Below are 21,333 nucleotides of genomic sequence, written 5' to 3' on the forward strand. Positions count from 1 at the left end.
CTGCACCCGCCCGACGCCCGGTGACGGTTGGTCAGTACGGACAGGACGGGGACGACGTCATCGACGCGGCCCTGCGCCGGCCGGCCAGCGGGATCCGCGGCGCGCTCGCCCGCAACCGGCACGTCGACCCCGCACGACTCGCCCCGTTGGCAACGGACCCGTCGGGGATCGTGCGCGGTCGGCTCGTCGGCGGCCCCCATCCCCGCCCACGACGGGTCCGACCGCTGCCGGACACCGAGGGGCTCGTCTCCTCCTGGCAGATCCCGCTGTCCTTCTGCCACTCCACGGCCGGGCACGTGCACCCCGCGCTCCGCATACGCGCCACCTGGAGATGGCAGTCGCTCACCCCCGCACAGCGGGGGCCCTGCTCGACGACTCCGACCCGGCCGTACGGAGCGCGGCGCAGGCGGATGAGCGCACGCATCCACCCCTTCCCCCGCACCTGGCCCGAGTACTGGGCGATCCGCCAAATCATCGGGCACGGCCCGGACCGCACCTGCCCGATCACCGAGCCGGTCGCCGAGCCGTCGCCCGGCTGGTACGCCGCCCGCGCGGCGCCCGGGGAACCGGTGCTCCGCCGGGCCGCCGCCAACCCCAGCCTGGCCCCAGGGGCATTGGAGGAGCTCCTCTCCGACCCGTGCACGGCAGAGGGCGCTGCGGCCAACCCGCCCCTCCCCGTCCCCCCGCATGCACGAACTCCTCGACCGCTGCCTGAACTCAGGCTGAACCGGCCTCTCCGGGGCTACCAGTCGAACTGTGGCTGCCCGACGATCCGCGCGGGCTGCCGGGAGGAGACGGTCCGCGCGTCACGCGGAAGGGGAGAGCTGTTCGCGTACCCACGCGGGATCGGGGTTGGTGTGGGGCCGACCTGCCACGACGACGGTCGGCACGGTCTCGTTGCCGTCGTTGGCTGCTCTCACCGCTGCGGCTCCCGCCGGGTCGCGCCAGATGTCGACCCAGTGCACCTGGCGGGCGTTGCGGCCCAGCCGGATGCGCAGCCGTATGCAGAACTTGCAGCCCGGCCGCCAGAAGACGACCGGTCGGCCGTCGACCGCGCTGCGGCGCTGTGCCTCCTGCGCGCCGATCGACTTCGGGAAGATCAGGGGTGAGTTCACGCCGGCGAGCGCCAGGAACGCCAGCAGGAGTGCTGCGGCCGTGCCGGGGCTCCCCTTGGCGATCTGCCCGGTCGCGACGGCCGAGCCGCTGAGCACGAGCAGTACCGGCAGGATCCAAGCGCGCATCATGGTGACGCATGCTATCGGTGAGTCGAAAAGCCCCTCGAACCAGGCCGCTCACCCCGGTGTTCGACCGGACAGCGGCTACGGGACGAGGACGACCTTGCCGAGGTTGCGGCGCTGCTCGATGAGGGTGTGGGCGCGGGCGGCGTCGACGAGGGGGATCTCCTCGTGCACGGCGGTGCGCAGGACGCCCGCGTCGCGCATCTGCCAGAGCTCGCTCAGCCAGCGGCCGTAGAGTTCGGGCTTGCCGGCCGCGATGGCGCGCATCTGGAATCCGATCATCGAGGCACCGCGGACGAGGAGTTCGTACGCCTCGACCGTGCCGCCGCCGGAGCTGAAGGCCACCAGTCGGCCGCCCGTCGCGAGGGCGCGTACAGCGCGGCCGAGAAGGTCGCCGCCGACGCCGTCGAGGATCACGTCGTACGGGGCGCCCCAGTCTGCGTCCGCGTAGAGGACGACCTCGTCCGCCCCCAGCCCCCGGACGAAGTCGGCCTTGCCGGCGCTGCTGACGGCGGCGACGACGCGTGCCGCCCCGCCGGCCTTGGCGTGCTGGAGGGCCAGCGTGCCCACGCCGCTGGCCGCCGCCGTGACCAGTACCGACTCCCCGGGCTCCACGCGCGCGGCCTCGTAGGCACCGCGCGCCACCAGACCGCTGCGGACCAGGGCGACCGCCTCCACGGCGGTCGCGCCGTCCGGAATCGGGGAAGCCATGGCGGCGTGCAGAACCGCGAACTCGGCGTAGGCGTCGGCGAAGCAGAGCCCGGTGACGCGGTCTCCCACGCCGAGGCCGGTGACTCCCGCACCCAGGGCAACGACCTCCCCGGCGATCTCGCCACCGAACGAAACCGGCCCGCCGCCCTCCCGTACCTTGCGCACGGTGGGCAGGGTCACCCCGACTGCCTCGACCCGGACCAGCACCTGTCCGGCGCCTGCCCCGGGTCGCTCGACCTCCTCCGCGAACAGCACTTCGGGCCCGCCGTCGACCTCATGGCGCATGCGCAGCACAGGACCTCCCCCATCCGAACTCATTGGACATCCCAACGATAAGGTGAATGTCATTGGGATGTCCAACGACTTTGGGTAGGGTGAGGCCATGACCTCGGACCTCCAGCGCATCCAGTCCCTGCCGACGTGGCTCGTCGGCCGTGTCGCGGCCCGAGGCCGGGGGATGGTCGCCGACGCACTCGCTGCGGAGGGGTTGAAGCTCATGCACCATGCTGTACTGGCCGCCACGGCCGAGTACGGGCCCGTCACCCAGGCCGATCTGGGCCGTCGTCTGGCGGTCGACCCCAAGGACATGGTCGGCATCCTCAACCACCTCCAGCAGCAGGGCCTCGTCCTGCGCGCCCCCCACCCCTCCGACCGCCGCAAGAACGCCGTCACCGTCACTCCGGAAGGCGCGGCCGTCCTCTTCCGCTGCGGAGCCCTGGCCGAAGCCGCCAATGCCGAACTCCTGGCACCACTTGCCCCGGACGAGCGGAAGCAGCTGCTGGCCCTGCTGACCCGGCTCCACGAAGCGGCGGAGAGCTCCTAGCCGGTTGTGCCGATGAGGCTGCGGCGTCGACCGCGGCAGGCCGGGCAGGCCGGGCCGTTCGGGGCGGTCTGCTCGCAGTGCTTCGAGCCGGCCCCCTGGTCTTCACGGCATCAGACGCGTCGCCGGCGCTTGGTCTTCGCGCGCACGCGCTCGCGGAGCTCGGCCTGGTGGAAGGCGGCTTCGTCCCCGCCCAGCCCGAAGGACTCGAAGATGTCCGCCACCGTTTCGGCGTCTTCCGCGGTCCCTGTGAGCCCGATCTGCACCAGCCTCCAGAACCCCTCCTGCACATGGCGCCTCGACTCTTGGCCCGGGCCCTCGTCCCCGGCCGTCGGGTCGTGGCCGCCGGAACCGGCAGCCACGTACCACAACGTCTGCAGCAGCACGTCCCGGGCCAGCGCCGAGAGTTCACCCGCCAGCGCGGCCATGATCACACCGACCGCCGGCCCGGTGCACTCGAAGTTGACCGAGCTTTCCTCGACATGGCCGTCGAGCGTGTATCCGATCATGTCCCGGGGCGTCTCGGCGGTGATGATCGCCTCGAAAAGGAGCGGTACGTGCCCCGCAGAATCACCGCAGCCACACTCCAACGCCGCCCAATCGACGCGCCGTAGCTCTGCACGCACCAGCTCACTGACCACCACCACGGACCCCTCACGTCATGCCGGCGCCCTGCCCCGGCCCAGAGATCAAACACCAGCGGCGCCTGCGGTCTTCGCTGCCCCCCCGTGTCGTTCCGGCAGCCGAGAGCCCGTCATGGCGCAGGGCGCGGACCGGGAGGTGGCCCGGGGCCTACGTGTCGAGCCACACCCGGGGGCTGCCGAGGTCGTATTCGATCCTCTCGCGATCGTCGACGGCCTTCTCGGGCAGGGCCGCGACCTCGTCGATCCACTGCCGGACCCGCGCCTCGAAGTCCACCTGGCCGACCTCGTGGTGGGCCGCCACGTAGCGCAGGGCGGGCGGCTTCTTCCACCAGCCCTTCTGGTGCAGGGCGGCCTTGCGGACGTAGATCTCGGAACCGACCGCATCGGTGTGGAAGTTCACCTCCAACTGCTCCGGGCGGTCCGGCCCGGTCACGGCCCGCGTGTCGACGAGGCGGAAGCTCTGCCGCATGTAGAGGATCTGGCGCTCGGTGCGGGGAATGTAGTCGTCCTCGGTCCTCGCGGCCCGGCAGGAATACCCCGCCGCGGCGTCGCGCCGATGCGCAGCGGGTCGCTGTCCGTGCGGCCCTCGATCCCGCTGGCCTCGACGGACGTGTAGCCCCCCAGCCGCATCCCGTCGAGCCGCTGCCCCCGGACCTCGGACACCGGCCTCTCCCACCGCAGCCGGAACCGCAAGGGAACCCGCGTCTCCTGCCCGTTCGCGACGGTGAACCGGCTGGTTACGGGGAAGTGCGCGAACGTGTCGCCCGACCCGGTGTCGACGACGTCGTGCTTGCCGACGGCGGGCGAGGTGTTGGCGACGAGCTTCACGTTGACGGTCCGCACCACCGCATCCCGGTCGGGTGCACGCAGCACGATCTCCCCGCGCAGGATCCCGCCGTGCGGGCAGGCGTCTCGAACTCACGGATCCGATTCCAAGCCAAGTCGCCCGAGGCTCGGCGATCTCCGACGAGGGTGCGGCCGCCCCGTGGCCTCGGTGGGTCGAGGTCACGGGGCGGCCGGGGCAGGGGGCCGGGCGGCTGCCGGCTGCCGGCTGCCGGCTACCGGCTGTGGGTCAGCGGCTGAGGGACTTGAGGGCCGCCGCGTCGTACGGCTTCAGCTCGTCGAAGCGGTTGCCGAGGACCTTCGCCGCCCACTGCGGGTCCTGGAGCAGGGCCCGGCCGACGGCGACCATGTCGAACTCCTCGCGCTCCATGCGGTCCAGGAGGTTGTCGATGTCACCGAGTGCCGCACCCTCGCCGACGAAGGAGCGCAGGAAGTCGCCGTCGAGGCCGACCGAGCCGACGGTGATGGTCGGCCGGCCGGTGAGCTTCTTGGTCCAGCCCGCCAGGTTCAGGTCCGAGCCCTCGAACTCCGGCAGCCAGTAGCGCCGGGTGGAGGCGTGGAACGCGTCGACGCCCGCCGCCGCCAGCGGGGCCAGGATCGCCTCCAGCTCCTCCGGGGTCTGCGCGAGCCGGGCGTCGTAGGCCTCCTGCTTCCACTGCGAGTAGCGGAAGATCACCGGGAACTCGGCCGAGACGCGCTCGCGGACCGCCGCGACGATCTCCGCGGCGAACTTCGTGCGGGCCACCGCGTCGCCGCCGTATGCGTCGGTGCGGCGGTTGGTCCGGTCCCACAGGAACTGGTCGAGCAGGTAGCCGTGGGCGCCGTGCAGCTCCACGCCGTCGAAGCCGATCCGCTCGGCGTCCGCGGCGGCGTCGGCGAAGGCCCCGATGACGTCGTCGAGGTCGGCGCCGGTCATCGCCTTGCCGGCCCCCTCGGTGCCGTCGACGCGGATGCCGGAGGGGCCGACGGCGGGCGCGTCGGGGTACGGGGCCTCGCCCTGGTTGCGCACCATGCCTATGTGCCACAGCTGGGGCACGATCGTGCCGCCCGCCTCGTGGACGGCCGCGGCGACCTTCGCCCACCCCGCCAGCTGGTCCTCGCCGTGGAAGCGCGGTACCCGGTCGCTCTGCCCGGCGGACTCGTGACCGACGTACGTGCCCTCGGTGACGATCAGGCCCACACCTGCGGCGGCCCGGCTGGCGTAGTACGCCTGCACGTCCTCGCCCGGCACGCCGCCGGGGGAGAACATCCGCGTCATCGGAGCCATCGCGATGCGGTTGGGGACGGTCAGGCCGTTCAGCTCGATGGGCCGGGACAGGATCTCGGCCGCGCGGGAGGCGGTGGACGTGGTGGGGGTCATGCGGGTCCTCCGGGTTGAGGCTGTGGCTCGCCGGGTGACAGCGAGAAGTGCATAGTACACAGGCTATGTATCATGCATATTGCAGCGCCCCGGCCGGGTCCGCCGGTCCACGGGTCGGAGATAATGGAGCGCCGGAAGGAGCGGGAGGCGCAGTGCTGGAGAAACTGGAGCGGGAGCTGATGCTGCTCTCGCGGCACCAGGTGCTGGCCCGGCGCGAGCGCGACCCCGAACGCCTCGAGCGGTCGGCGTACCTGCTGCTCAGCCGGATCGACACCCAAGGCCCCATGTCCATCGGGCAGTTGGCGGAGGCCTTCGGGCTCGACACCTCGACCGTGAACCGCCAGACGGCCGCACTGCTGCGCTGCGGGCTGGCCGAGCGCGTCGCGGACCCGGACGGCGGCATGGCCCGCAAGCTGCGCATCACCGCCGAAGGCGGGCGCAGGCTCGCCACGGACCGCGAGGTCAACCGGTCCTGCCTGGCCCGGGTGGTCGCCGGCTGGTCCCCCGAGGAGGTGCGGGAGCTGGAGGACGTCCTGGTCCGGCTCAACCGCAGCGCCGAGGCCCTCGAAGGACGGTTCTGGCCGCGAGCGGAGGAGGACGACACCCGCGCCGGGTGTCACCCGCCGGTCCCGCAGGCATCCCCGTCCCCTCCTGCTCCGTCCCCTGCTCCGCAGGCACCCGCGACGCCGGCCCCGTAGGACCGGGGACCCGTTTGCGGCCCCCCGTGCTTCGCCTGCGGTGCCGTGTCCACCGACCGGTGGACACGGGGTTCAGTCCGTAGGACGTCATGCGCGGCACACCCCGCCGCTCGTGATCCCCACATGACCCGACTTCCCGTACGCATAGCACGCTGGAGCGCCCGGCGCGCCGGGCGGGTCATCGCCGGCTGGTTTGCCTTCGTCCTCCTCTGCCTCGCTGCCGGCCTCACGGTCGGCACCCATCAGGCCACCTCCGAGGACTTCCGCGTCGGCGAGGCCGGCCGGGCCGAGGAGATCGCCGCCGCAGGCGGTCCGGAGCGCCTGCGGCGGCGAGCAGGTCCTGATCCGTGCCCGCTCCGGCGCCGCCCTCGACCCGGCGGCCGCCGACGCCGCCGCCCGCGACGTCACCGCACGGATGCGTGCACTGCCCCAGGTCGCTCAGGTGGCCGCGCCGGTCCGCTCGGCGGACGGTACGGCCCTCATGGTCGCGGTGGTCATGCGCGGACCCGAGCTGGAGGGGAGGGGGAACGTCGGCCCGCTCCTCGAACAACTGTGCCGTGCCCGGGCCGGGTCTTCTGTCTCACCCTCAGGTGCCGGGGTGGACGGGCCGCTTGTAGTACCGCCACGGGAACCATCCCGCGCCGACCGGGATCCAGCCTTCGGATTCCATGCGCCGGTGTCGCGCGAGGGAGGGGAGCGTGACCCGGCAGTGCTCCCAGGGGTGGCCGGACGCCTCCACCTCGTGGAAGAAGGGGCCGTAGCCGACCATGTGCCAGCCCTCGCGGCCCGCCTCCTCCAGGGCGGCCATCTCGTTGAACGCGGACAGCCCGCCGAGGGTGCGGCGCTTCGGGGTGTTCGGCCCGGCAGCGGGCGGCGCCGACCCCGTGTCCGCGGCCTTGGCCGCGAAGCGCTGCTGGGCGGCCTGGCGGCTCACTCCGAGGACGCGGCCGACCGTGTCCCAGCTGTGGCCGGCGGCCCTGGCGCCCTGGACGGCCTCCCGCAGCAGCCGGCTCGCCTCCTCGGCGCCGACGCGGGAGGCGTCCACCAGGCGCAGGTACCCGAAGGCGTCGTGCTCGAGCGAGTCGGCCAGTCCCTCGGGGGCGCCGAGGACGGCAGCGGCGATCCCTTCCCGGATCCGGTCCATCTCCGCAGGGTGGAGCAGCGGTTCGTTGCTCATCGGCGGAGTCCGGCGAGGGGTTCGAGGGCGTCGAGGACCGCCTCGTCGCGGCGCGCCTGCTCGGCGGACTCGCGCGCCGCCGCCCGGGCGGCCAGGCCGGCCGTGCAGGCGATGAGCGCGAGGCCCACGAGGACCAGGGAGATGGTGGCGAACGCGCCGAGCCGGTCGCCGAACATCACGCTCGTGGCGGGCAGGCTCACGGAGAGGGGCAGTGCGACGGCCATGGACGGGGTGGCGGGAAGGAGGTTCCGGTGCCGGTCTTTCGACTTCAAGATCAACATGCGTCAAGGAAACCTTGACAAGGTCTACTTGTCAAGAATTCCTTGACGCCTGCGTTCCGGACCGGCGCCTTCCGCCTTCCCGGTGTCAGAAGGGTTCAGCGGCCCCCAGGAGTTCCTGCGGCAGGTAGGGGGACTCGACGCGGATGCCCCAGCCGCGGCGGCGGGCGTGGCAGGCCAGGGCGAGGATGTCCAGGTTGACGGAGGCGTCCAGGTCATCGGCGCGGTCGGCGACCTGGTAGTACGCGCGGTGCGCCTCCAGCGCGTCGGCCAGGGCGAGGTTGAAGCTCTCCTCGTCCCCCTCCACCAGTTGCGACAGCAGCACCGCGGGCGGCATGGGGAAGCCCCAGTCCTTGGCCTTCTCGGCCTGCTGCAGCGCCCGCTGCGCGGCGCCTTCGGGATCGTCGCCCTTCAGGTAGGCGTGCAGGGCTTCGCGGTACGGGCCGAAGGCGGACTCGTCCGGCTGCGCGAAGGTCGGGCCGGTGAGGACCAGCGGGACGAGGTCCTCACGCACCCCGGTGATCAGGGCGAAGGCGGCGGCCTTCTGCCAGTTGCCGGCGTTCGCCGCCTTCCGTTCGGCCGAGAAGCGCAGTGTGCGGCCGTCGACGGTCACCTCGGTCTCGGTGCCCGGCTCCACGAGGGCGATGCGGAACAGGGCCGCCCCCATCCGGGAGGCCAGCCTGAGGTTGGCGAGCTGGGCACCCGTCAGGCTGCCGGGGTCACCCGCCCGCCGCCTGAAGAGGCGCTCCTGATCGCCCATGACGCTGCCGAGCGGCCAGACGGCAAGGGGCTCTTCCCCGGCCGGAGTCAACACCCCCCGGGCGTTCTCCGCGTACCGGGCCTCCATCTGCGGGTTCATCGCCCGCTCGCAGTCCGGCCGTTCGACCACCAGCGGGCCCGCGGCGAGCGCCGCGACCGCGTCCGGCCGCCGGTCCCTGCCGAAGCCCCCGACCCGCGGGGGCCGGGCCTCGAAGCCGGTGACCAGCGCGTGCGGCAGGTAGTCGGTACGCACGGCAGGCTCCCACCCCAGCGTCCGGTACGCGAGCGCGGAGAGGGCAATGGGCACGAGCGGGAGGAGGCTGCTCGTGGAGGTCGTCGAGCCGTGCAGGGCGTGGTGCCGGGTCAGGAGGCCGGCCAGCGCGGCATCGAAGGCGTCCCGCTCCTCGGCGGCCAGGGCCCGCAGCGTCTGCAGCGCCGCACTGTCCGGCCGGTCCAGGAGGGGCTCGCCGCTCTCCTCGGCGCGGGCCCGGATACGGCCCAGGGCCGCGTCGACGGCGGCGAGCTTGGCCTGCGGGCTCGGCGGGTACTCCTCGTCGTTGCCGGTGTCGTCCAGGACCACGGCCATCAACCCCGTGGCGAGCTCGCCGGTGGGCGTGCCCTGCACCCGCGCCGCGAACTTCTCGCGGGCGAAGTGGAAGGCCTCGCCGTGCCACTTGGCCTTGTCCCTCAGGAGCGTCAGGCAGAGCGCGTCGATCCACTCCCCGGGCGTGACGCTCTCTTCGGGGGCGTCCTCACCCGGGTCGTAGCTCATGCCGAAGTTCACGTAGTCCAGGAAGATCTGGAAGCTGCAGTGCGGGTGGTACGCGGCGTAGGCGACGGCCCCGGCCGCAGCCTCGGAGGCGTCCTTGAGGGCCGCCTTCGCCTCCGCGGTGTCCAGGTCGGGCGTCTCGACGGAGAGGGCGCCCAGGTAGTCGAGGAACTCGTCCGCGATCGACTGCCACTCGTACGTGGCCATCCGGCCGCCCCTCGACATGGACCGCACCTGACCCCCGATCCGGTTCGTGAAGTCCTCGCGCGCTGCCGACACGGCGGCCTCGCCCACCTGGTGACGCTCTATCTGCACTGACCTACTCCTTGATCGAATCTCTGCGGCACAGCCTAGGCGCGGGGTACGACACTCCGGCGCGCCCTCGCCGTCCCGGTGCCGGCTCTCGCGGGTAACCTCGGCGCTGCCCCGACCCGAGGTCCGAAGATCAGTCCACGCAAGCGCGGCGCGCCGTCCTGGGGTTGCTCGCTGCGCTCGCCGCACTTCCGCTCGCGGCGTGCGGTCACGACGACAGCCGGGCGGCCCCCGCTCCGGCTCCTGCCGCGACGCAGGCGGATCCTGCCGCGAAGCAGCCCGGCGCCGACTTCGAGGGGCTGGAGCGCAAGTACGGTGCGCGGCTGGGCGTTTATGCGGTCCACACGGGTGATGGGCGAGAGGTGGCCCACAACGCCGACGAGCGGTTCTCGTACGCCTCCACGTTCAAGGCGTTCGCCGCGGCTGCCGTCCTGCGCAAGTACACCTTGAGCGGCACGGACCGGGTCGTCCGGTACTCCCGGGACGATCTGATCGACCACTCTCCGGTGACCGGGAAGCACGTCGACGGCGGGATGACCCTACGGGACCTGTGTGATGCGGCCGTCCGCTACAGCGACAAGACTGCGGCCAACTCTTGTCCGACGCACTGGGCGGGCCGAAGGGCCTGGCCGATGCCCTCGCGGCGGACCTCACTGCGCCTCGGCCTCAGTGTGGCAGCCGAGCGCATGCACGCCGGAAATCGCAGTGCAGGGGCTGCCGGTGCCCGGTGATACTCGCTCCATGATCAAGCTGCCTCCCGCCGTACTGGACTCGTTGGCCGGGCTCGCCTTCGGCGATGCCTTCGGTGACCGCTGGTTCGGCATCCTGCGCCGCGAGGGCCCGGAATCCCTGGAGGCACGGATCCTGCCCCCGGAGCCGCTGTGGCAGTGGAGCGACGACACCGCCCAGGCGCTCGTGCTCTGCCGCGAGCTCGCCGAGGGCGGCGGAACCGTCGACCAGGACCGCCTCGCCCTGCGTCTCGCCGAGGCCTACGCCGAGGACACGCACCGCGGTTACGGGGCCTCGATGCACGACGTACTCCGGCGGATCGGCGCGGGCGAAGCCTGGCGCGGCGTGGTCGCGGGACAGTTCGGCGGCCAGGGCTCCTGGGGCAACGGCGCCGCCATGCGGGTGGCCCCGCTCGGCGCCTGGCTCGCCGACGACCTCGAGGCCGTCGTCGAGCAGGCGGCCGGGCAGAGTGAGGTCTCGCACCACCACCCGGAAGCCGTCGCCGGAGCGGTGGCGGTGGCCGTGGCCGCGGCGCTGGCCACCCGCAGCCGGGGCGGTCCCGCCCCGGCACGGCAGGACTTCCTCCGGGCCGTCGCCGAACGGCTGCCCGTCGGCGACGTCCGGTCCGGGGTGCGGATCGCGGCGCGCATGCCGGAGCACACCTCGGTCCGGCACGCCGCGGAGGTCCTGGGCTCCGGCTACCGGATGTCCGGGCCCGACACCGTGCCCTACGCCCTCTGGTGCGCGGCGGCCCACCTCGACGACCTGCACGAGGGCCTGTGGTCCACGGTCGCCGGGCGCGGGGACATCGACACGACGTGCGCCATCGCGGGCGGGGTCATCGCCGCCCGCACGGGCGTCGCCGCTCTGCCGCCCGCCTGGCACGCAGCCCGTGAGCCGCTGCCGGTGGTCGTACAGGCGTAGGCACCGGGTCGGGTCCGGTCGGGACGGGGCGCGGAGGTCCGGGGCGCGGCGGGTCGGCTCGGCTCGGGGCGCCCCGGGCTCGGCGCACGCCCGGTCGTGCGCCCGCACGCCTCCGTGCGCCCCCGCAGGACGGATGGCCGACCGGCCCGGGCCCGTCGACCATGAACTCTCGCTGTCCGGCGAACACCGCGCATCGCAGACGCATCGGGGGCACGATGACACGACGCTGGCTGGTCACGGGATGTTCCTCAGGCCTCGGCCAGGCCCTGGCCGCCGCCGCGGCCCGGGCCGGCGACGAACTGGCCGTCACCGCACGCAAGACCGCCGATCTGGAGGAACTCGCCGCCGCCTGGCCCGGCCGCATCGTCCCCGTACCGCTCGAACTCCGGGACCCCGACTCCTGCTCCGAGGCGGTGCGCACGGCCGCCGAGCGTCTCGGCGGCATCGACGTACTCGTCAACAACGCAGGCGTCGGGCTGTTCGGGGCGGTCGAGGAGGTCTCCGACGCCGAACTGCGCGACCAGCTGGAGACCCTGGTGGTGGGCCCGTGGCGGCTGACCCGCCTCGTCCTGCCGCTGATGCGGGCCCAGGGACGCGGCCACATCGTCAACGTCTCCTCCATCGTCGGCCGCACGGCCCTGCCGGGGTTCGCCGCCTACGGGGCCGGGAAGCACGCGCTGGAAGGCATGAGCCAGGCCCTGGCCATCGAGGCGGCACCGCACAACATCCGCGTCACCGTCCTCGAACCCGGCATGTTCGCGACCCGCTACGGCACCTCCATGTCCGAGTCGCACCGCCGGATCCCCGCCTACGACGCCACCAACCGGGAGATGCTCGAAGGCGCCCGCGGCATCGCGGAGAACGCCGGAACCGGCCGCCCGGAGGACTTCGCGGCGCGGGTCCTGGACATCGTCGGCTCCGACACCGCAACCCCCCTGCGGATCCCCATCGGCGACGACGCCTACGGATACCTCGACGAGGCCGAACAGGCCTACCTCGCGGAGTTCGCCGCCGCCCGGATCATCGCCCAGGGCCCACCCTTGACCTGACCTGACCTGACCTGACCTGACCTGACCTCAGAAGGCCGCCCGCGCGCCCCGGTACCGGTGGGGGCCGCGGGGCTGCAAGGGCCGGGCGCCGTTGTCAGTGGTCCCGCTTAGCGTTCCGAACATGACGCGAACCGCACACACCTTCGCCTACGCGGGCTCCTCCTCGCTGACCACCGCCCCCGGCACGGGGCGGATGCTCGGCCTGGAGACGGCGGGCGGCCTGACGCCGGCCGGGGCCGAGGCCCACCCCCAGTTCTTCGCCGGGTTCCTGAGCAGCCCTCAGGCCGCGGCCCGCGCCCTGCTCGCCGTCGCCGACGTGGCCGCCGCCCGCTACTACCGGCGAACCCTGCGGGCCTCCCTCGACCCGGTGGTCACCGGCAACGGCGACCGGCTGCGCTTCGAGTCCTTCTCCGGGTGCTGCGGGGTGTACGCCCGGCTCGACGTGCTCCCCGACGGCCTGGGCGGCGCCGACACCGGCCACGGCACCACCAACGTAGACGTCAACAACCCGCTGCGCGAAGCCCTGTCCCGGCTGACCGGCGACGACCCGCTGCACCTGCGCGTCGGCCCCGACGAGCTGACCGTCACCACCCTTGAGGGACCGGTCGTCGAGAAGAAGGTGCCGCTGCCCGACCGCTGGCTGCGCGGCTTCGCCGAATCCCAGGCCATCACCACCGGCTTCGACCTGCGCGCCGAACTCACCGCCGCCGAAGCCGTACGCTTCCTGCGCTCGCTCCCGCGCACCCCCGCGGGCGGGAGCGCCGCGAGCGCCGCCCTGTGGGTGGTGCCCGCGGGCCGTACTCTGCGCCCCACCACCCGCCCCGTGCCCGGCGCGGTCTGCCTGCCCGGACCGGACCGTCTCGCCGCCCTCCAGCGGGTCCTGCGCAACGCCACCGGCCTGCGCGTGTACGGGCCCGTGCCCGACGGCGCGGCGCCCACCGCCTCCGCCTGGGAGGTCTCCCTGCCCGGCATGCGCCTCACCCTCACCCTCTCCCCGGAGCCCGACCGCGGGTTCTCCGGCGAGGGAGGCGTCCTCGAAGCCCTCGCCACCGACACGGCCGCCGAGGACGCCGACCTGATCTCCGTACTGCTGGCATGGGAGCCGCGCATCGACCCGGCCGACCTCGCCGAGCAGTCCGGGCTCCCCGTGGAGCGCGTACGGGCCGCCCTCACGCACCTCGGCACGGCCGGCCGCGTCGGCTACGACCTCGCCGAAGCCGCCTACTTCCACCGCGAACTGCCCTACGACGCCCGCCGCGCGGAGCGCCACAACCCGCGCCTCGTCGCCGCCCGAGCCCTGCTGGCGGCGGGCGCGGTCACCCTGGATCCCGGTGCGGGCACTGCGGTCGTCACCTCCGGGGAACGCCGCTACCAGGTCCGCGGCGCCGGCGGCGCCCTCAGCTGCACCTGCCAGTGGTGGGCCGACTACCGGGGCCGCCGGGGCCCCTGCAAGCACGCCCTCGCCACCCGCATGGCCCGCCGGGCCGCCACGCACACCGGCCCCACGAACGAGAGCACCACCACCGCGAACACCACCACCGCGAACGCCACCACCCCTGCCGGAGCCGCACGATGAACACCACCGCCCAGAACACCACCGCTCCCGCCGCCTCGCAGCCGCAAGCCCCCGCGCGGGAGATCCTCACCGCGGTCAAGCTCGGACGCGTCGCCACCCTGCCGGGACTGCTGAAGCCCCTGGACCGCGCGCAGCGCCGGGGACTGCTCGCCGAGTTGAAGGTGCTGCGGGCCGACCTGCGCTCCCAAGGCTGGGAGAACTGGCGGGAACGGGATCTGGTGAGCCCGGCCCTGGTCGTCGCCGGCGCCGCGTGCACCACCGGTGCGGCGGCCGCCGCCTCCTGGATCGCCGCCCGCGACCTGCGCCGCTGGCGGGCCCTCCCGACCGGCGCCCTGCTCGACGTCCTGTCCGACCGGGAGCCGCGCCTGCTCGGCGACCTCGCCCACCGCCTCGCCGCGCGGTCCGCGACCGCTCAGCAGGACTACCCGATGATCCGCGCGCTCGTCGGCCTCGCCGGATGCGCCATGCCCACCACCGACGGGTGCCTCGAAGGCTGGGCCGCGTCGCTGCCCGCCCAGCGCGTACCCCTCGCCGACGCCCTGCGCGCAGACCCGTACACCGCCGAGCTCGTCCCGCACCTCTTCGAGACCGCCGAGCCGATCGCCTCGCTCAACTGGCTGGGCGAACCCACCGGTCCGCACCATTGGCCGACCGCAGTCGCGACCCTCACGGCGGAGGGCCTCCTCGACCGCACCGCCCTCCTGGACGGGTGCACGGCCCGGCTGCTCCGCGGTGGCACGGGCCCCCACCTCAAGCCGTACCTCGCCTTCCTGCAGGCCCTGCAGCCGACCGCCGAGGAGGAGCAGGAGCGCGCCGCCGACTGGATCGCGCTGGCTGCCGATGCCCCCTCCGCCGTCGCCGGGCACGCCCAGCAGGTCCTCGCCCGGCTCGCCGCGGCCGGTGGCCTCACCCCCCGCCTGCTCGCCGAGATGTCGTCGACCGTCCTCTTCCGCCCCGAGAAGAAGCTGGTCCGCGCCCAACTGGTGCTGCTCGGCCGGGAACTGGTCCGCGATCCGGCTGCCGCCCCCGAGCTGCTGCCCGTACTCGGCGAGGCCTTCGGGCACACCGACACCGACATCCAGGAACGGGCCCTCAAACTCGCCGCCGCGCATCTCGTCCCCGACCCGGAGGTGCGAGCCGAACTGGCCGCCCAGGCACACCTGCTGAGCCCCCTGCACCGGCCCCGGGCCGTGGAGGTCCTCGGCCCGGACGCCGCCCCCGCTGCCGAGGCCGCCCCCTACCGGGAGATCCTTCCGCCGCCCCCGGCCCGGACCCCCCTCGCACCCGCCCCGGAGAGCATCGAGGAGACCGTCGAGCTCGTCGCGGCCGTCGTCAACTCCCGCTCCGCAAGCGTAGAGGAGTACGAACGCGCCCTGGACGGCCTCGTACGGCACGCCCACCGGGACCGGGCGGCCCTCGCTGCGGCGCTGCGCCCCGCCCTGGCCGGTCGCTGGTGGCTGGACCCCGAACAGTTCCGCCACCACACCCGCGACCTGCCCGGCATCGAACACGTCGCCGCCGCAGTCCTGGACGTGCACCCGGCGACGCCGGTCCACCCGCCGCAGCTCCCGTCCGTGTCCTGGCGCAGCGACTGCCACCATCCCGCGTTCCACGTCGCCGCCCACGCCCGCCTGGCCGAAGCGGCCCTGCACATCGCGGACCGGCCGCTGCCGTTCCTGCTCGCGCTCCCCACCCACACGAGCGGCTCCCTGGACCCGCACACCCTGACCGAGCGCCTCGCCGCGTACGCACGGCTCGGCGAGACCCCCGGCCCGGCGGACTTCGCCCAGGCCCTGCTGCGGACCCGCCGCGACCCCGCCGCCATCCCCGGCGCAGCGGCCCTGGGCACACCCGAAGGGGACCGGCTCGCCGCCTGGCTCGGCGAGGACGGCCTGCCCGCCACCGTCACCCGCCGCACAGCGCCGGCCGTGGTGCGCAACTACGACGAGTGGCCGTCGCACGTCACCCTGGACACCGCCGAACGCCGGGCCGTGCTGCACGGGTTCCCCGAGCCGTTCCGGGAGCTGGGACGGGCGCGCACGGCGACCGGCCGCTGCTGGGACGGCGACGGCAACGGCGAAGCCGCCATGGTCGCCGCCCTCCCCGAGGACCGGGAGACCCTGGCCGCCTGGTCGCTCCCGGGCATCACCTCCTGCGCCCTCCACGAAGGCCGCGGCGCAGCCGCCGTACTGCCCCTGCTCGCGGCCGCGGGCGGCCCGGCCGGCCCGGCGCTCCACCTCGCCGTCGCCACCGGACTCGGTGCCCGGCACGCCGAGGACCGGCTCCGGGCCGTCGACGCGCTCCTGGCCCTCGCCGCCCGCGGCGAACTGGACGCGGAACGCCTCGGCTCCGACCTGGGGGAGGCGCTGACCCTGGGCACGGTCAAGCCCAACCGGCTCGCCGACTCGCTGCGCACCGCCGCCGCGACCGGCGCCTGCACGACCACCTGGGCCGTGCTGGCGGCCGCCCTCCCCGCCCTGCTCGCCGGCACCGCCGAACCGCGCGGAGCCGGCGACCTCCTCGAGATCGCCGCCGACTGCGTGGAACAGTCCCTGGCGGCCGCCCCGCACCCGGCCGGCCTCGCCGACGTCGCAGCCCGCGGCGGCCGGTCCCGCCTGGTCACCCAGGCCGTCCGCCTCGCCAAGGCCCTCGACCGGAACGAGGATCCGGCGGCCGCGTGACCTGCTGCCGGGGTGGGCAGCCGGGCGCGTCAGGGCAGGGGCGTGACGTCCTGCGAGGCGATGTACGCGGGGCGGCGCACCGGGGCCGCGAAGGGCTTCGCCGGGCGGTTCTCGACGCTGTTGAAGACGATGAACACGTTGCTGCGCGGGTACGGCGTGATGTTGTCCCCCGAACCGTGCATGGCGTTGCAGTCGAACCAGGTGGCCGAGCCCGCCTTGCCGGTGAAGAGCTTGATGCCGCAGGCCGAGGCGAACTTGGTCAGCGCCTCGTCCGACGGCGTGCCGGCGTCCTGCATCTGGAGGGACTTCTTGTAGTTGTCCTTCGGCGTCGCACCGGCGCAGCCCAGGAAGCTCCGGTGGGAGCCGGGCATGATCATCAGCCCGCCGTTGGTGGCGTGGTTCGGGGTCAGGGCGATGGACACCGACACGGTGCGCATGTGAGGCAGGCCGTCTTCGGCGTGCCAGGTCTCGAAGTCCGAGTGCCAGTAGAAGCCGCTGGCGCCGAAGCCGGGCTTCACGTTGATCCGGGACTGGTGCACGTACACGTCGGAGCCCAGGATCTGCCGCGCGCGCCCCGCGACGCGCGGATCGGCGGCGAGGGCCGCGAACACCTCGCTGATCCGGTGGACCTCGAAGACGGAGCGCACCTCCCGGGACTTCGGCTCCACGATGGACCGGTCGTCGGCCAGCGTCGACGGGTCGCGGAGCACCCGCTCCATCTCCGTGCGGTACGTGTCCACCTCGTCGGGTGTGATGAGTTCGTCGACGGAGAGGAAGCCGTCGCGCTCGTAGCCCTCCAGCTCGTGGGCCCACATGGGGCCGGGCGTGCCGGGCTCGGACCAGACGACGGGGTCCGACCGGCCGGTGAGCACCTCCTGGGAGCCCCGGGTCGGATAGAGGTCGTTCACGGTGCGGGTGGATGCGTGGGTCATGGTGGTGCCTGCCTCTCCTCTCTGTGCGTGTCGGTACGTCAGCCGTGGCCGGGTTCGGTGAGCAGCGGGTACACGCCGTTCTCGTCGTGGTCCTCCCGGCCCGTCACGGGCGGGTTGAAGACGCACAGGCAGCGGAAGTCCCGCCTCACGCGCAGGGTGTGCCGCTCGTGGCCGTCGAGGAGGTACATGGTTCCCGGCGTGATCGTGTAGCTCCGGCCCGTCTCCTCGTCCGTGAGTTCGGCCTCGCCCTCCGTGCAGACCACGGCCTCCACGTGGTTCGCGTACCACATGGACGTCTCGGTGCCGGCGTACAGGACGGTCTCGTGCAGGGAGAATCCGACGCGTTCCCTGGCCAGGACGATGCGCTTGCTCTCCCAGGTGCCGGAGGCCGCCTTCACGTGGCGGTCGGTTCCCTCGATGTCCCGGAACGATCGGACGATCATGGTGGTGCCCTTCGTGGTGTCCGGCGGTGTGCTGGTCAGGCGGCTGCGCGGAGACAGCGGGCCAGGATGGCGAGGCCTTCCTCGAGCTCGTCGCCGGTGACGGTGAGCGGCGGGAGCAGCTTCACGACCTCGCCCTCGGGGCCCGAGGTCTCGAGGAGGAGCCCCTGCTCGAAGGCCCTGCGGCACACTTCCGCCGCATGCGCCTTGTCGGTGAACTCGATGCCCCAGACGAGTCCGCGGCCCCGGTACGCGGCGCCGAGCCCGGCGTGTTCGGCGCACAGTTCGCGCAGCACGCTCTCGATGCGGCGGCCCAGGATGTGGGTCCGCTCGCGCAGGACGCCGTCGCTCCAGTACGTCTCCAGGGCCGCGGTCGCGGTGACGAAGGCCGGGTTGTTGCCGCGGAAGGTGCCGTTGTGCTCGCCCGGCTCCCACAGGTCCAGTTCCGGCTTGAACAGGCACAGGGACATGGGCAGTCCGTAGCCACTGATGGACTTGGACAGGGTGACGATGTCGGGGGTGATGCCCGCGTCCTCGAAGGAGAAGAACTCGCCGGTCCGGCCGCAGCCCATCTGGATGTCGTCGACGATCAGCAGCATGTCGCGGCGCCTGCACAGGTCCGCGAGGGCGCGGAGCCATTCCGCCCGGGCCACGTTGATGCCGCCCTCGCCCTGGATCGTTTCGACGATGACCGCTGCCGGATGGTTGAGGCCGGAGCCCTGGTCCTCCAGCAGGCGCTCGAACCAGAGGAAGTCGGGAGTCCTGCCGCCGAGGTAGTTGTCGAACGGCATCGGGGTGCCGTGGACCAGGGGGATGCCCGCACCGGCCCGTTTGAAGGCGTTGCCCGTGACGGCGAGCGAGCCGAGCGACATGCCGTGGAAGGCGTTGGTGAAGGACACGACCGCCTCGCGGCCCTTGGCCTTGCGTGCGAGCTTCAGTGCCGCTTCCACGGCGTTGGTGCCGGTCGGCCCCGGGAACATCACTTTGTAGGGCAGGCCGCGGGGTTCGAGGACGCGGGACCGGAAGGTCTCCAGGAAGGCCCGCTTCGCGGTCGTCGACATGTCGAGCGCGTGAGTGATGCCGTCCCGCTCGAGGTAGTCGAGCAGGGCCCGCTTGAGGACGGGGTTGTTGTGGCCGTAGTTCAAGGACCCGGCGCCCGCGAAGAAGTCCAGGTAGCCGCGGCCGTGTTCGTCGTACAGCCGGCTGCCCGCGGCGCGGTCGAAGACGACGGGCCAGGCCCGGCAGTAGCTGCGGACCTCGGACTCGACTGTCTCGAAGACGGACAGGACCGGCTCGGTCATGGTCAAGGCGGTTCTCCAGTGGTGTGGGGGTGTACGTGTGGTGGCGCCGACCCGACGGCTGCCGTCAAGGCACTGCACGGCGTGGCGCTGCGCTGCACACGGCATGGCGGGGCGCGGCGTGCGGAGGGCCGTCGGAGGGGAGAGGGTCAGAAGTGGAGCGGCCCGATGCGGTGCAGGACCTCCGGGTCGTGCCCGCCGTCCGGGAACTCCGCCCCGGCGAACAGCACTTCGCGCGTGACCGTGGCCCCGTGCCGGGTGGCGTAGGAGTCGAACAGTCGCTCCGACGCCAGGTTCCCGGGGGAGATGGTGGTCTCCAGGGACTTCAGACCGTACTCCGCCGCCACGCGGGTGGAGAGGCCGTCGAGCAGGGCGCCGGCGATTCCCAGGCCACGGACGGATTCGTCCACGGCGATCTGCCAGACGAAGAGGGTTCCGGGGCTCTCGGGCCGCATGTATCCGCTGACGAATCCGACGGCCCGCCCGGACGCGTCGCGGGCGACAGCCGAGGTGCCCGCGAAATCACGGCACCAGAGGAGGTAGCTGTACGACGAGTTGAGGTCCAGGGTCCTGGAATCGCGGGCCAGGCGCCACAGCAGCGGGCCGTCACCCGGGCGAGGCCGGTCGATGTGCGTGGTCGTGGTGGTCGGGAGGGTCTTCCTGTAATGGGCCAGTTCTGCATGAGCAGTCATGCGGGCCGAAGTTACCCAGAGCTGGAGCAAAATGCATGGCCTCAAGGGGTTACGGAGCCGGGCTGAAACGTGATAGTTGCAGGCGGCTTGCCGAGAGTGATGAAGTGCATGAGATGGGCCCGGATGATGATGAAAAACCATGACATTTCCACCCCACCCCTGCCAATATAACGAACTGATAACGTCTTTGCCTTGTCTCACTTTTACCACTTGAAATGTGACGTCTTCCTCGCCCGGCCGGGGTTTCGTTCACGGCAGTGCGGTGAGGGCCGCGCCGAAACGTTCCTGGGGTGAACGGCGGCAGCCGGACGGGTGACGCCTTGCGGCTCACGCCCCGGGCGGGGTGGCCTCGACCGCTACAAACGGCCCGTGAACGTGCCGATGCCCCGCGTCCTTCCCGCCGTCCTGATCGCGCTGGCCTGCTGCGCCGCACCTGCGGCGCCCGCCGCAGCCGCGGCCCCTCCTCCGCCCGACCCGGTCGTCTTCGTGCACGGCTGGAACAGCGACGGCGCGGCCTGGAACACCATGGCCGGCCGGTTCCGCTCGGACGGCTGGCCCGTTGACCGCCTGCACCAGTGGACCTACCCGACCTCGCAGTCCAACGCCACCACCGCGGCGCAGCTCGCCTCCGTCATCGACCGTGTCCTGGCCTCGACCGGAGCCGCCAAGGTGGACGTCGTCACCCACTCCATGGGCGCCCTGTCGTCCCGCCACTACCTGAAGAACCTGGGTGGCGACGCGAAGGTGGACGCCTGGGTTTCCCTGGCGGGCCCCAACCACGGTACGGAGACCGCCCGTTGGTGCGGCGGGGCCTCCTGCGTCGAGATGCGTCCGGGTTCCGCCTTCCTCAAGGCGCTCAACACGGGCGACGAGACACCCGGACCGACCCGCTACGCCACCTGGTGGTCCTCCTGCGACGCAATCATCAACCCCGGCAGCAGCGTCGCCCTCACCGGTGCGGTGAACACACAGACCCCGTGCCTGCTGCACACGGCGTTCACAGAGAACGCCGGGGTCTACCGGCAGGTACGGGAGCACATCACCGGCGCGGCGCCACAGAAGTCTCCGGAGGAGACGTTTCGGCCGGGATGAGCGCCGAAGCGCGGTGGTCCGCCCGATGGCAGGGCCCGGTCGGGCACGCCGCGACCCCGCTGCGCACGCCCCGTGACGTGGAGGCAGTACTTGCAGAGCGTGGCGCAGGTGTGGCAGCCGGAAGGGCCCGCCGCCGGGGGCACGGCGTTCGGCCATGCGCTCCCGTACGCCCGCGACGGCGACGTTCCTCCCCGGTGGTGGGGGGGGGGCCCCGCGGGGGGCCCCCCCCCCCCCCCCCCCCCCCCCCCCCCCCCACAACACCCCCCCCCCCCCCGAAGAGAAGACAACAGGGGTGTGGCCCGCCCCCGCCC

Annotated in this window: 20 protein-coding genes and 1 pseudogene; 8 read left to right on the forward strand and 13 right to left on the reverse strand. The window is 73.0% G+C overall.

The features are described 5' to 3' along the window. Positions 1-806: 806 nt before the first annotated feature. Positions 807-1,244, reverse strand: coding sequence for a glutaredoxin domain-containing protein (locus ACIGFK_RS40865; protein WP_376657266.1), 438 nt, complete (start codon positions 1,242-1,244; stop codon positions 807-809). A 75-nt stretch (positions 1,245-1,319) separates the two neighbouring features. Beyond that, positions 1,320-2,243, reverse strand: a complete 924-nt coding sequence (locus ACIGFK_RS40870; RefSeq protein ID WP_376657267.1) for a zinc-binding alcohol dehydrogenase family protein — start codon at positions 2,241-2,243, stop codon at positions 1,320-1,322. 88 nt (positions 2,244-2,331) lie between these two features. Between ACIGFK_RS40870 and ACIGFK_RS40875 the strand changes: the two genes are divergently transcribed. Further along, complete coding sequence (locus ACIGFK_RS40875; protein WP_376657268.1) at positions 2,332-2,772, forward strand: MarR family winged helix-turn-helix transcriptional regulator; 441 nt, start codon at positions 2,332-2,334, stop codon at positions 2,770-2,772. 110 nt (positions 2,773-2,882) lie between these two features. Here ACIGFK_RS40875 and ACIGFK_RS40880 read toward each other — a convergent pair whose 3' ends face one another. The 4 genes and pseudogenes from ACIGFK_RS40880 to ACIGFK_RS40895 form a co-directional block, all read right to left on the reverse strand. Further along, positions 2,883-3,413: a hypothetical protein gene (locus ACIGFK_RS40880; protein ID WP_376657269.1), complete on the reverse strand. Its 531-nt coding sequence runs from the start codon at positions 3,411-3,413 to the stop codon at positions 2,883-2,885. 148 nt (positions 3,414-3,561) lie between these two features. Then, positions 3,562-3,846 carry a hypothetical protein gene (locus tag ACIGFK_RS40885; protein ID WP_400055910.1) on the reverse strand — a complete coding sequence of 95 codons (285 nt, stop codon included), beginning with the start codon at positions 3,844-3,846 and terminating at the stop codon, positions 3,562-3,564. Then, positions 3,843-4,307 (reverse strand): annotated as a pseudogene (locus ACIGFK_RS40890) (sporulation protein); the annotation flags it as partial. The gene ACIGFK_RS40885 and the pseudogene ACIGFK_RS40890, both read right to left, overlap by 4 nt. A 178-nt stretch (positions 4,308-4,485) precedes the next feature. Beyond that, a complete protein-coding gene (locus tag ACIGFK_RS40895) occupies positions 4,486-5,616 on the reverse strand; it encodes an NADH:flavin oxidoreductase (RefSeq protein WP_376657271.1) in 1,131 nt (376 codons plus the stop codon). Between the two features lie 179 nt (positions 5,617-5,795). Between ACIGFK_RS40895 and ACIGFK_RS40900 the strand changes: the two genes are divergently transcribed. Continuing rightward, positions 5,796-6,314 carry a MarR family winged helix-turn-helix transcriptional regulator gene (locus tag ACIGFK_RS40900; protein ID WP_376657286.1) on the forward strand — a complete coding sequence of 173 codons (519 nt, stop codon included), beginning with the start codon at positions 5,796-5,798 and terminating at the stop codon, positions 6,312-6,314. Between the two features lie 586 nt (positions 6,315-6,900). On the opposite strand, the gene ACIGFK_RS40905 is transcribed toward ACIGFK_RS40900, so the two are convergent. The 3 genes from ACIGFK_RS40905 to ACIGFK_RS40915 all read right to left on the reverse strand — a co-directional run bounded on the left by ACIGFK_RS40905 (position 6,901) and on the right by ACIGFK_RS40915 (position 9,591). Further along, positions 6,901-7,491: a hypothetical protein gene (locus ACIGFK_RS40905; RefSeq protein ID WP_400055911.1), complete on the reverse strand. Its 591-nt coding sequence runs from the start codon at positions 7,489-7,491 to the stop codon at positions 6,901-6,903. Continuing rightward, positions 7,488-7,772 (reverse strand): hypothetical protein, encoded by a 285-nt coding sequence (locus ACIGFK_RS40910; RefSeq protein ID WP_376657273.1) that lies wholly within the window; start codon positions 7,770-7,772, stop codon positions 7,488-7,490. Before ACIGFK_RS40910 ends, ACIGFK_RS40905 begins: the two co-directional genes overlap by 4 nt. An 85-nt stretch (positions 7,773-7,857) precedes the next feature. Then, positions 7,858-9,591 (reverse strand): immunity 49 family protein, encoded by a 1,734-nt coding sequence (locus ACIGFK_RS40915; protein ID WP_400055929.1) that lies wholly within the window; start codon positions 9,589-9,591, stop codon positions 7,858-7,860. A 185-nt stretch (positions 9,592-9,776) separates the two neighbouring features. Between ACIGFK_RS40915 and ACIGFK_RS40920 the strand changes: the two genes are divergently transcribed. From ACIGFK_RS40920 to ACIGFK_RS40940, 5 genes are all read left to right on the forward strand, one after another. Continuing rightward, entirely contained in the window at positions 9,777-10,340 is a 564-nt protein-coding gene (locus ACIGFK_RS40920; protein ID WP_400055913.1) for a serine hydrolase, read from the forward strand. A 10-nt stretch (positions 10,341-10,350) separates the two neighbouring features. After that, entirely contained in the window at positions 10,351-11,262 is a 912-nt protein-coding gene (locus ACIGFK_RS40925) for an ADP-ribosylglycohydrolase family protein (protein WP_400055915.1), read from the forward strand. A 215-nt stretch (positions 11,263-11,477) separates the two neighbouring features. After that, positions 11,478-12,311 carry an SDR family oxidoreductase gene (locus tag ACIGFK_RS40930; RefSeq protein WP_400055917.1) on the forward strand — a complete coding sequence of 278 codons (834 nt, stop codon included), beginning with the start codon at positions 11,478-11,480 and terminating at the stop codon, positions 12,309-12,311. Between the two features lie 121 nt (positions 12,312-12,432). Continuing rightward, positions 12,433-13,887, forward strand: coding sequence for an SWIM zinc finger family protein (locus ACIGFK_RS40935; protein ID WP_400055919.1), 1,455 nt, complete (start codon positions 12,433-12,435; stop codon positions 13,885-13,887). Then, positions 13,884-16,568, forward strand: coding sequence for a DUF6493 family protein (locus ACIGFK_RS40940; RefSeq protein ID WP_400055921.1), 2,685 nt, complete (start codon positions 13,884-13,886; stop codon positions 16,566-16,568). Before ACIGFK_RS40935 ends, ACIGFK_RS40940 begins: the two co-directional genes overlap by 4 nt. Before the next feature lie 29 nt (positions 16,569-16,597). Here ACIGFK_RS40940 and thpD read toward each other — a convergent pair whose 3' ends face one another. From thpD to ectA, 4 genes are all read right to left on the reverse strand, one after another. Further along, positions 16,598-17,500, reverse strand: coding sequence for an ectoine hydroxylase (gene thpD / locus ACIGFK_RS40945; protein ID WP_400055922.1), 903 nt, complete (start codon positions 17,498-17,500; stop codon positions 16,598-16,600). Positions 17,501-17,538: 38 nt separating this feature from the next. Beyond that, positions 17,539-17,943 (reverse strand): ectoine synthase, encoded by a 405-nt coding sequence (locus ACIGFK_RS40950; protein ID WP_376657280.1) that lies wholly within the window; start codon positions 17,941-17,943, stop codon positions 17,539-17,541. A 35-nt stretch (positions 17,944-17,978) separates the two neighbouring features. Further along, positions 17,979-19,247, reverse strand: coding sequence for a diaminobutyrate--2-oxoglutarate transaminase (gene ectB / locus ACIGFK_RS40955; RefSeq protein WP_376657281.1), 1,269 nt, complete (start codon positions 19,245-19,247; stop codon positions 17,979-17,981). A 140-nt stretch (positions 19,248-19,387) separates the two neighbouring features. Continuing rightward, complete coding sequence (ectA, locus tag ACIGFK_RS40960; RefSeq protein ID WP_400055924.1) at positions 19,388-19,930, reverse strand: diaminobutyrate acetyltransferase; 543 nt, start codon at positions 19,928-19,930, stop codon at positions 19,388-19,390. 369 nt (positions 19,931-20,299) lie between these two features. Between ectA and ACIGFK_RS40965 the strand changes: the two genes are divergently transcribed. After that, positions 20,300-21,022, forward strand: coding sequence for an esterase/lipase family protein (locus ACIGFK_RS40965; protein WP_376657283.1), 723 nt, complete (start codon positions 20,300-20,302; stop codon positions 21,020-21,022). The last annotated feature ends 311 nt before the right edge of the window (positions 21,023-21,333 follow it).

Source organism: Streptomyces sp. NPDC085524, assembly GCF_044541755.1.
GTDB lineage: Bacteria > Actinomycetota > Actinomycetes > Streptomycetales > Streptomycetaceae > Streptomyces.

Coding starts and splice junctions, on each gene's coding strand:
- ACIGFK_RS40865 (WP_376657266.1), bottom strand. CDS start 1,244: ATGATGCGCGCTTGGATCCTGCCGGTACTGCTCGTGCTCAGCGGCTCG.
- ACIGFK_RS40875 (WP_376657268.1), top strand. CDS start 2,332: ATGACCTCGGACCTCCAGCGCATCCAGTCCCTGCCGACGTGGCTCGTC.
- ACIGFK_RS40895 (WP_376657271.1), bottom strand. CDS start 5,616: ATGACCCCCACCACGTCCACCGCCTCCCGCGCGGCCGAGATCCTGTCC.
- ACIGFK_RS40900 (WP_376657286.1), top strand. CDS start 5,796: ATGCTGCTCTCGCGGCACCAGGTGCTGGCCCGGCGCGAGCGCGACCCC.
- ACIGFK_RS40905 (WP_400055911.1), bottom strand. CDS start 7,491: ATGAGCAACGAACCGCTGCTCCACCCTGCGGAGATGGACCGGATCCGG.
- ACIGFK_RS40910 (WP_376657273.1), bottom strand. CDS start 7,772: ATGTTGATCTTGAAGTCGAAAGACCGGCACCGGAACCTCCTTCCCGCC.
- ACIGFK_RS40925 (WP_400055915.1), top strand. CDS start 10,351: ATGATCAAGCTGCCTCCCGCCGTACTGGACTCGTTGGCCGGGCTCGCC.
- ACIGFK_RS40930 (WP_400055917.1), top strand. CDS start 11,478: ATGACACGACGCTGGCTGGTCACGGGATGTTCCTCAGGCCTCGGCCAG.
- ACIGFK_RS40935 (WP_400055919.1), top strand. CDS start 12,433: ATGACGCGAACCGCACACACCTTCGCCTACGCGGGCTCCTCCTCGCTG.
- ACIGFK_RS40940 (WP_400055921.1), top strand. CDS start 13,884: ATGAACACCACCGCCCAGAACACCACCGCTCCCGCCGCCTCGCAGCCG.
- thpD (WP_400055922.1), bottom strand. CDS start 17,500: ATGACCCACGCATCCACCCGCACCGTGAACGACCTCTATCCGACCCGG.
- ACIGFK_RS40950 (WP_376657280.1), bottom strand. CDS start 17,943: ATGATCGTCCGATCGTTCCGGGACATCGAGGGAACCGACCGCCACGTG.
- ectA (WP_400055924.1), bottom strand. CDS start 19,930: ATGACTGCTCATGCAGAACTGGCCCATTACAGGAAGACCCTCCCGACC.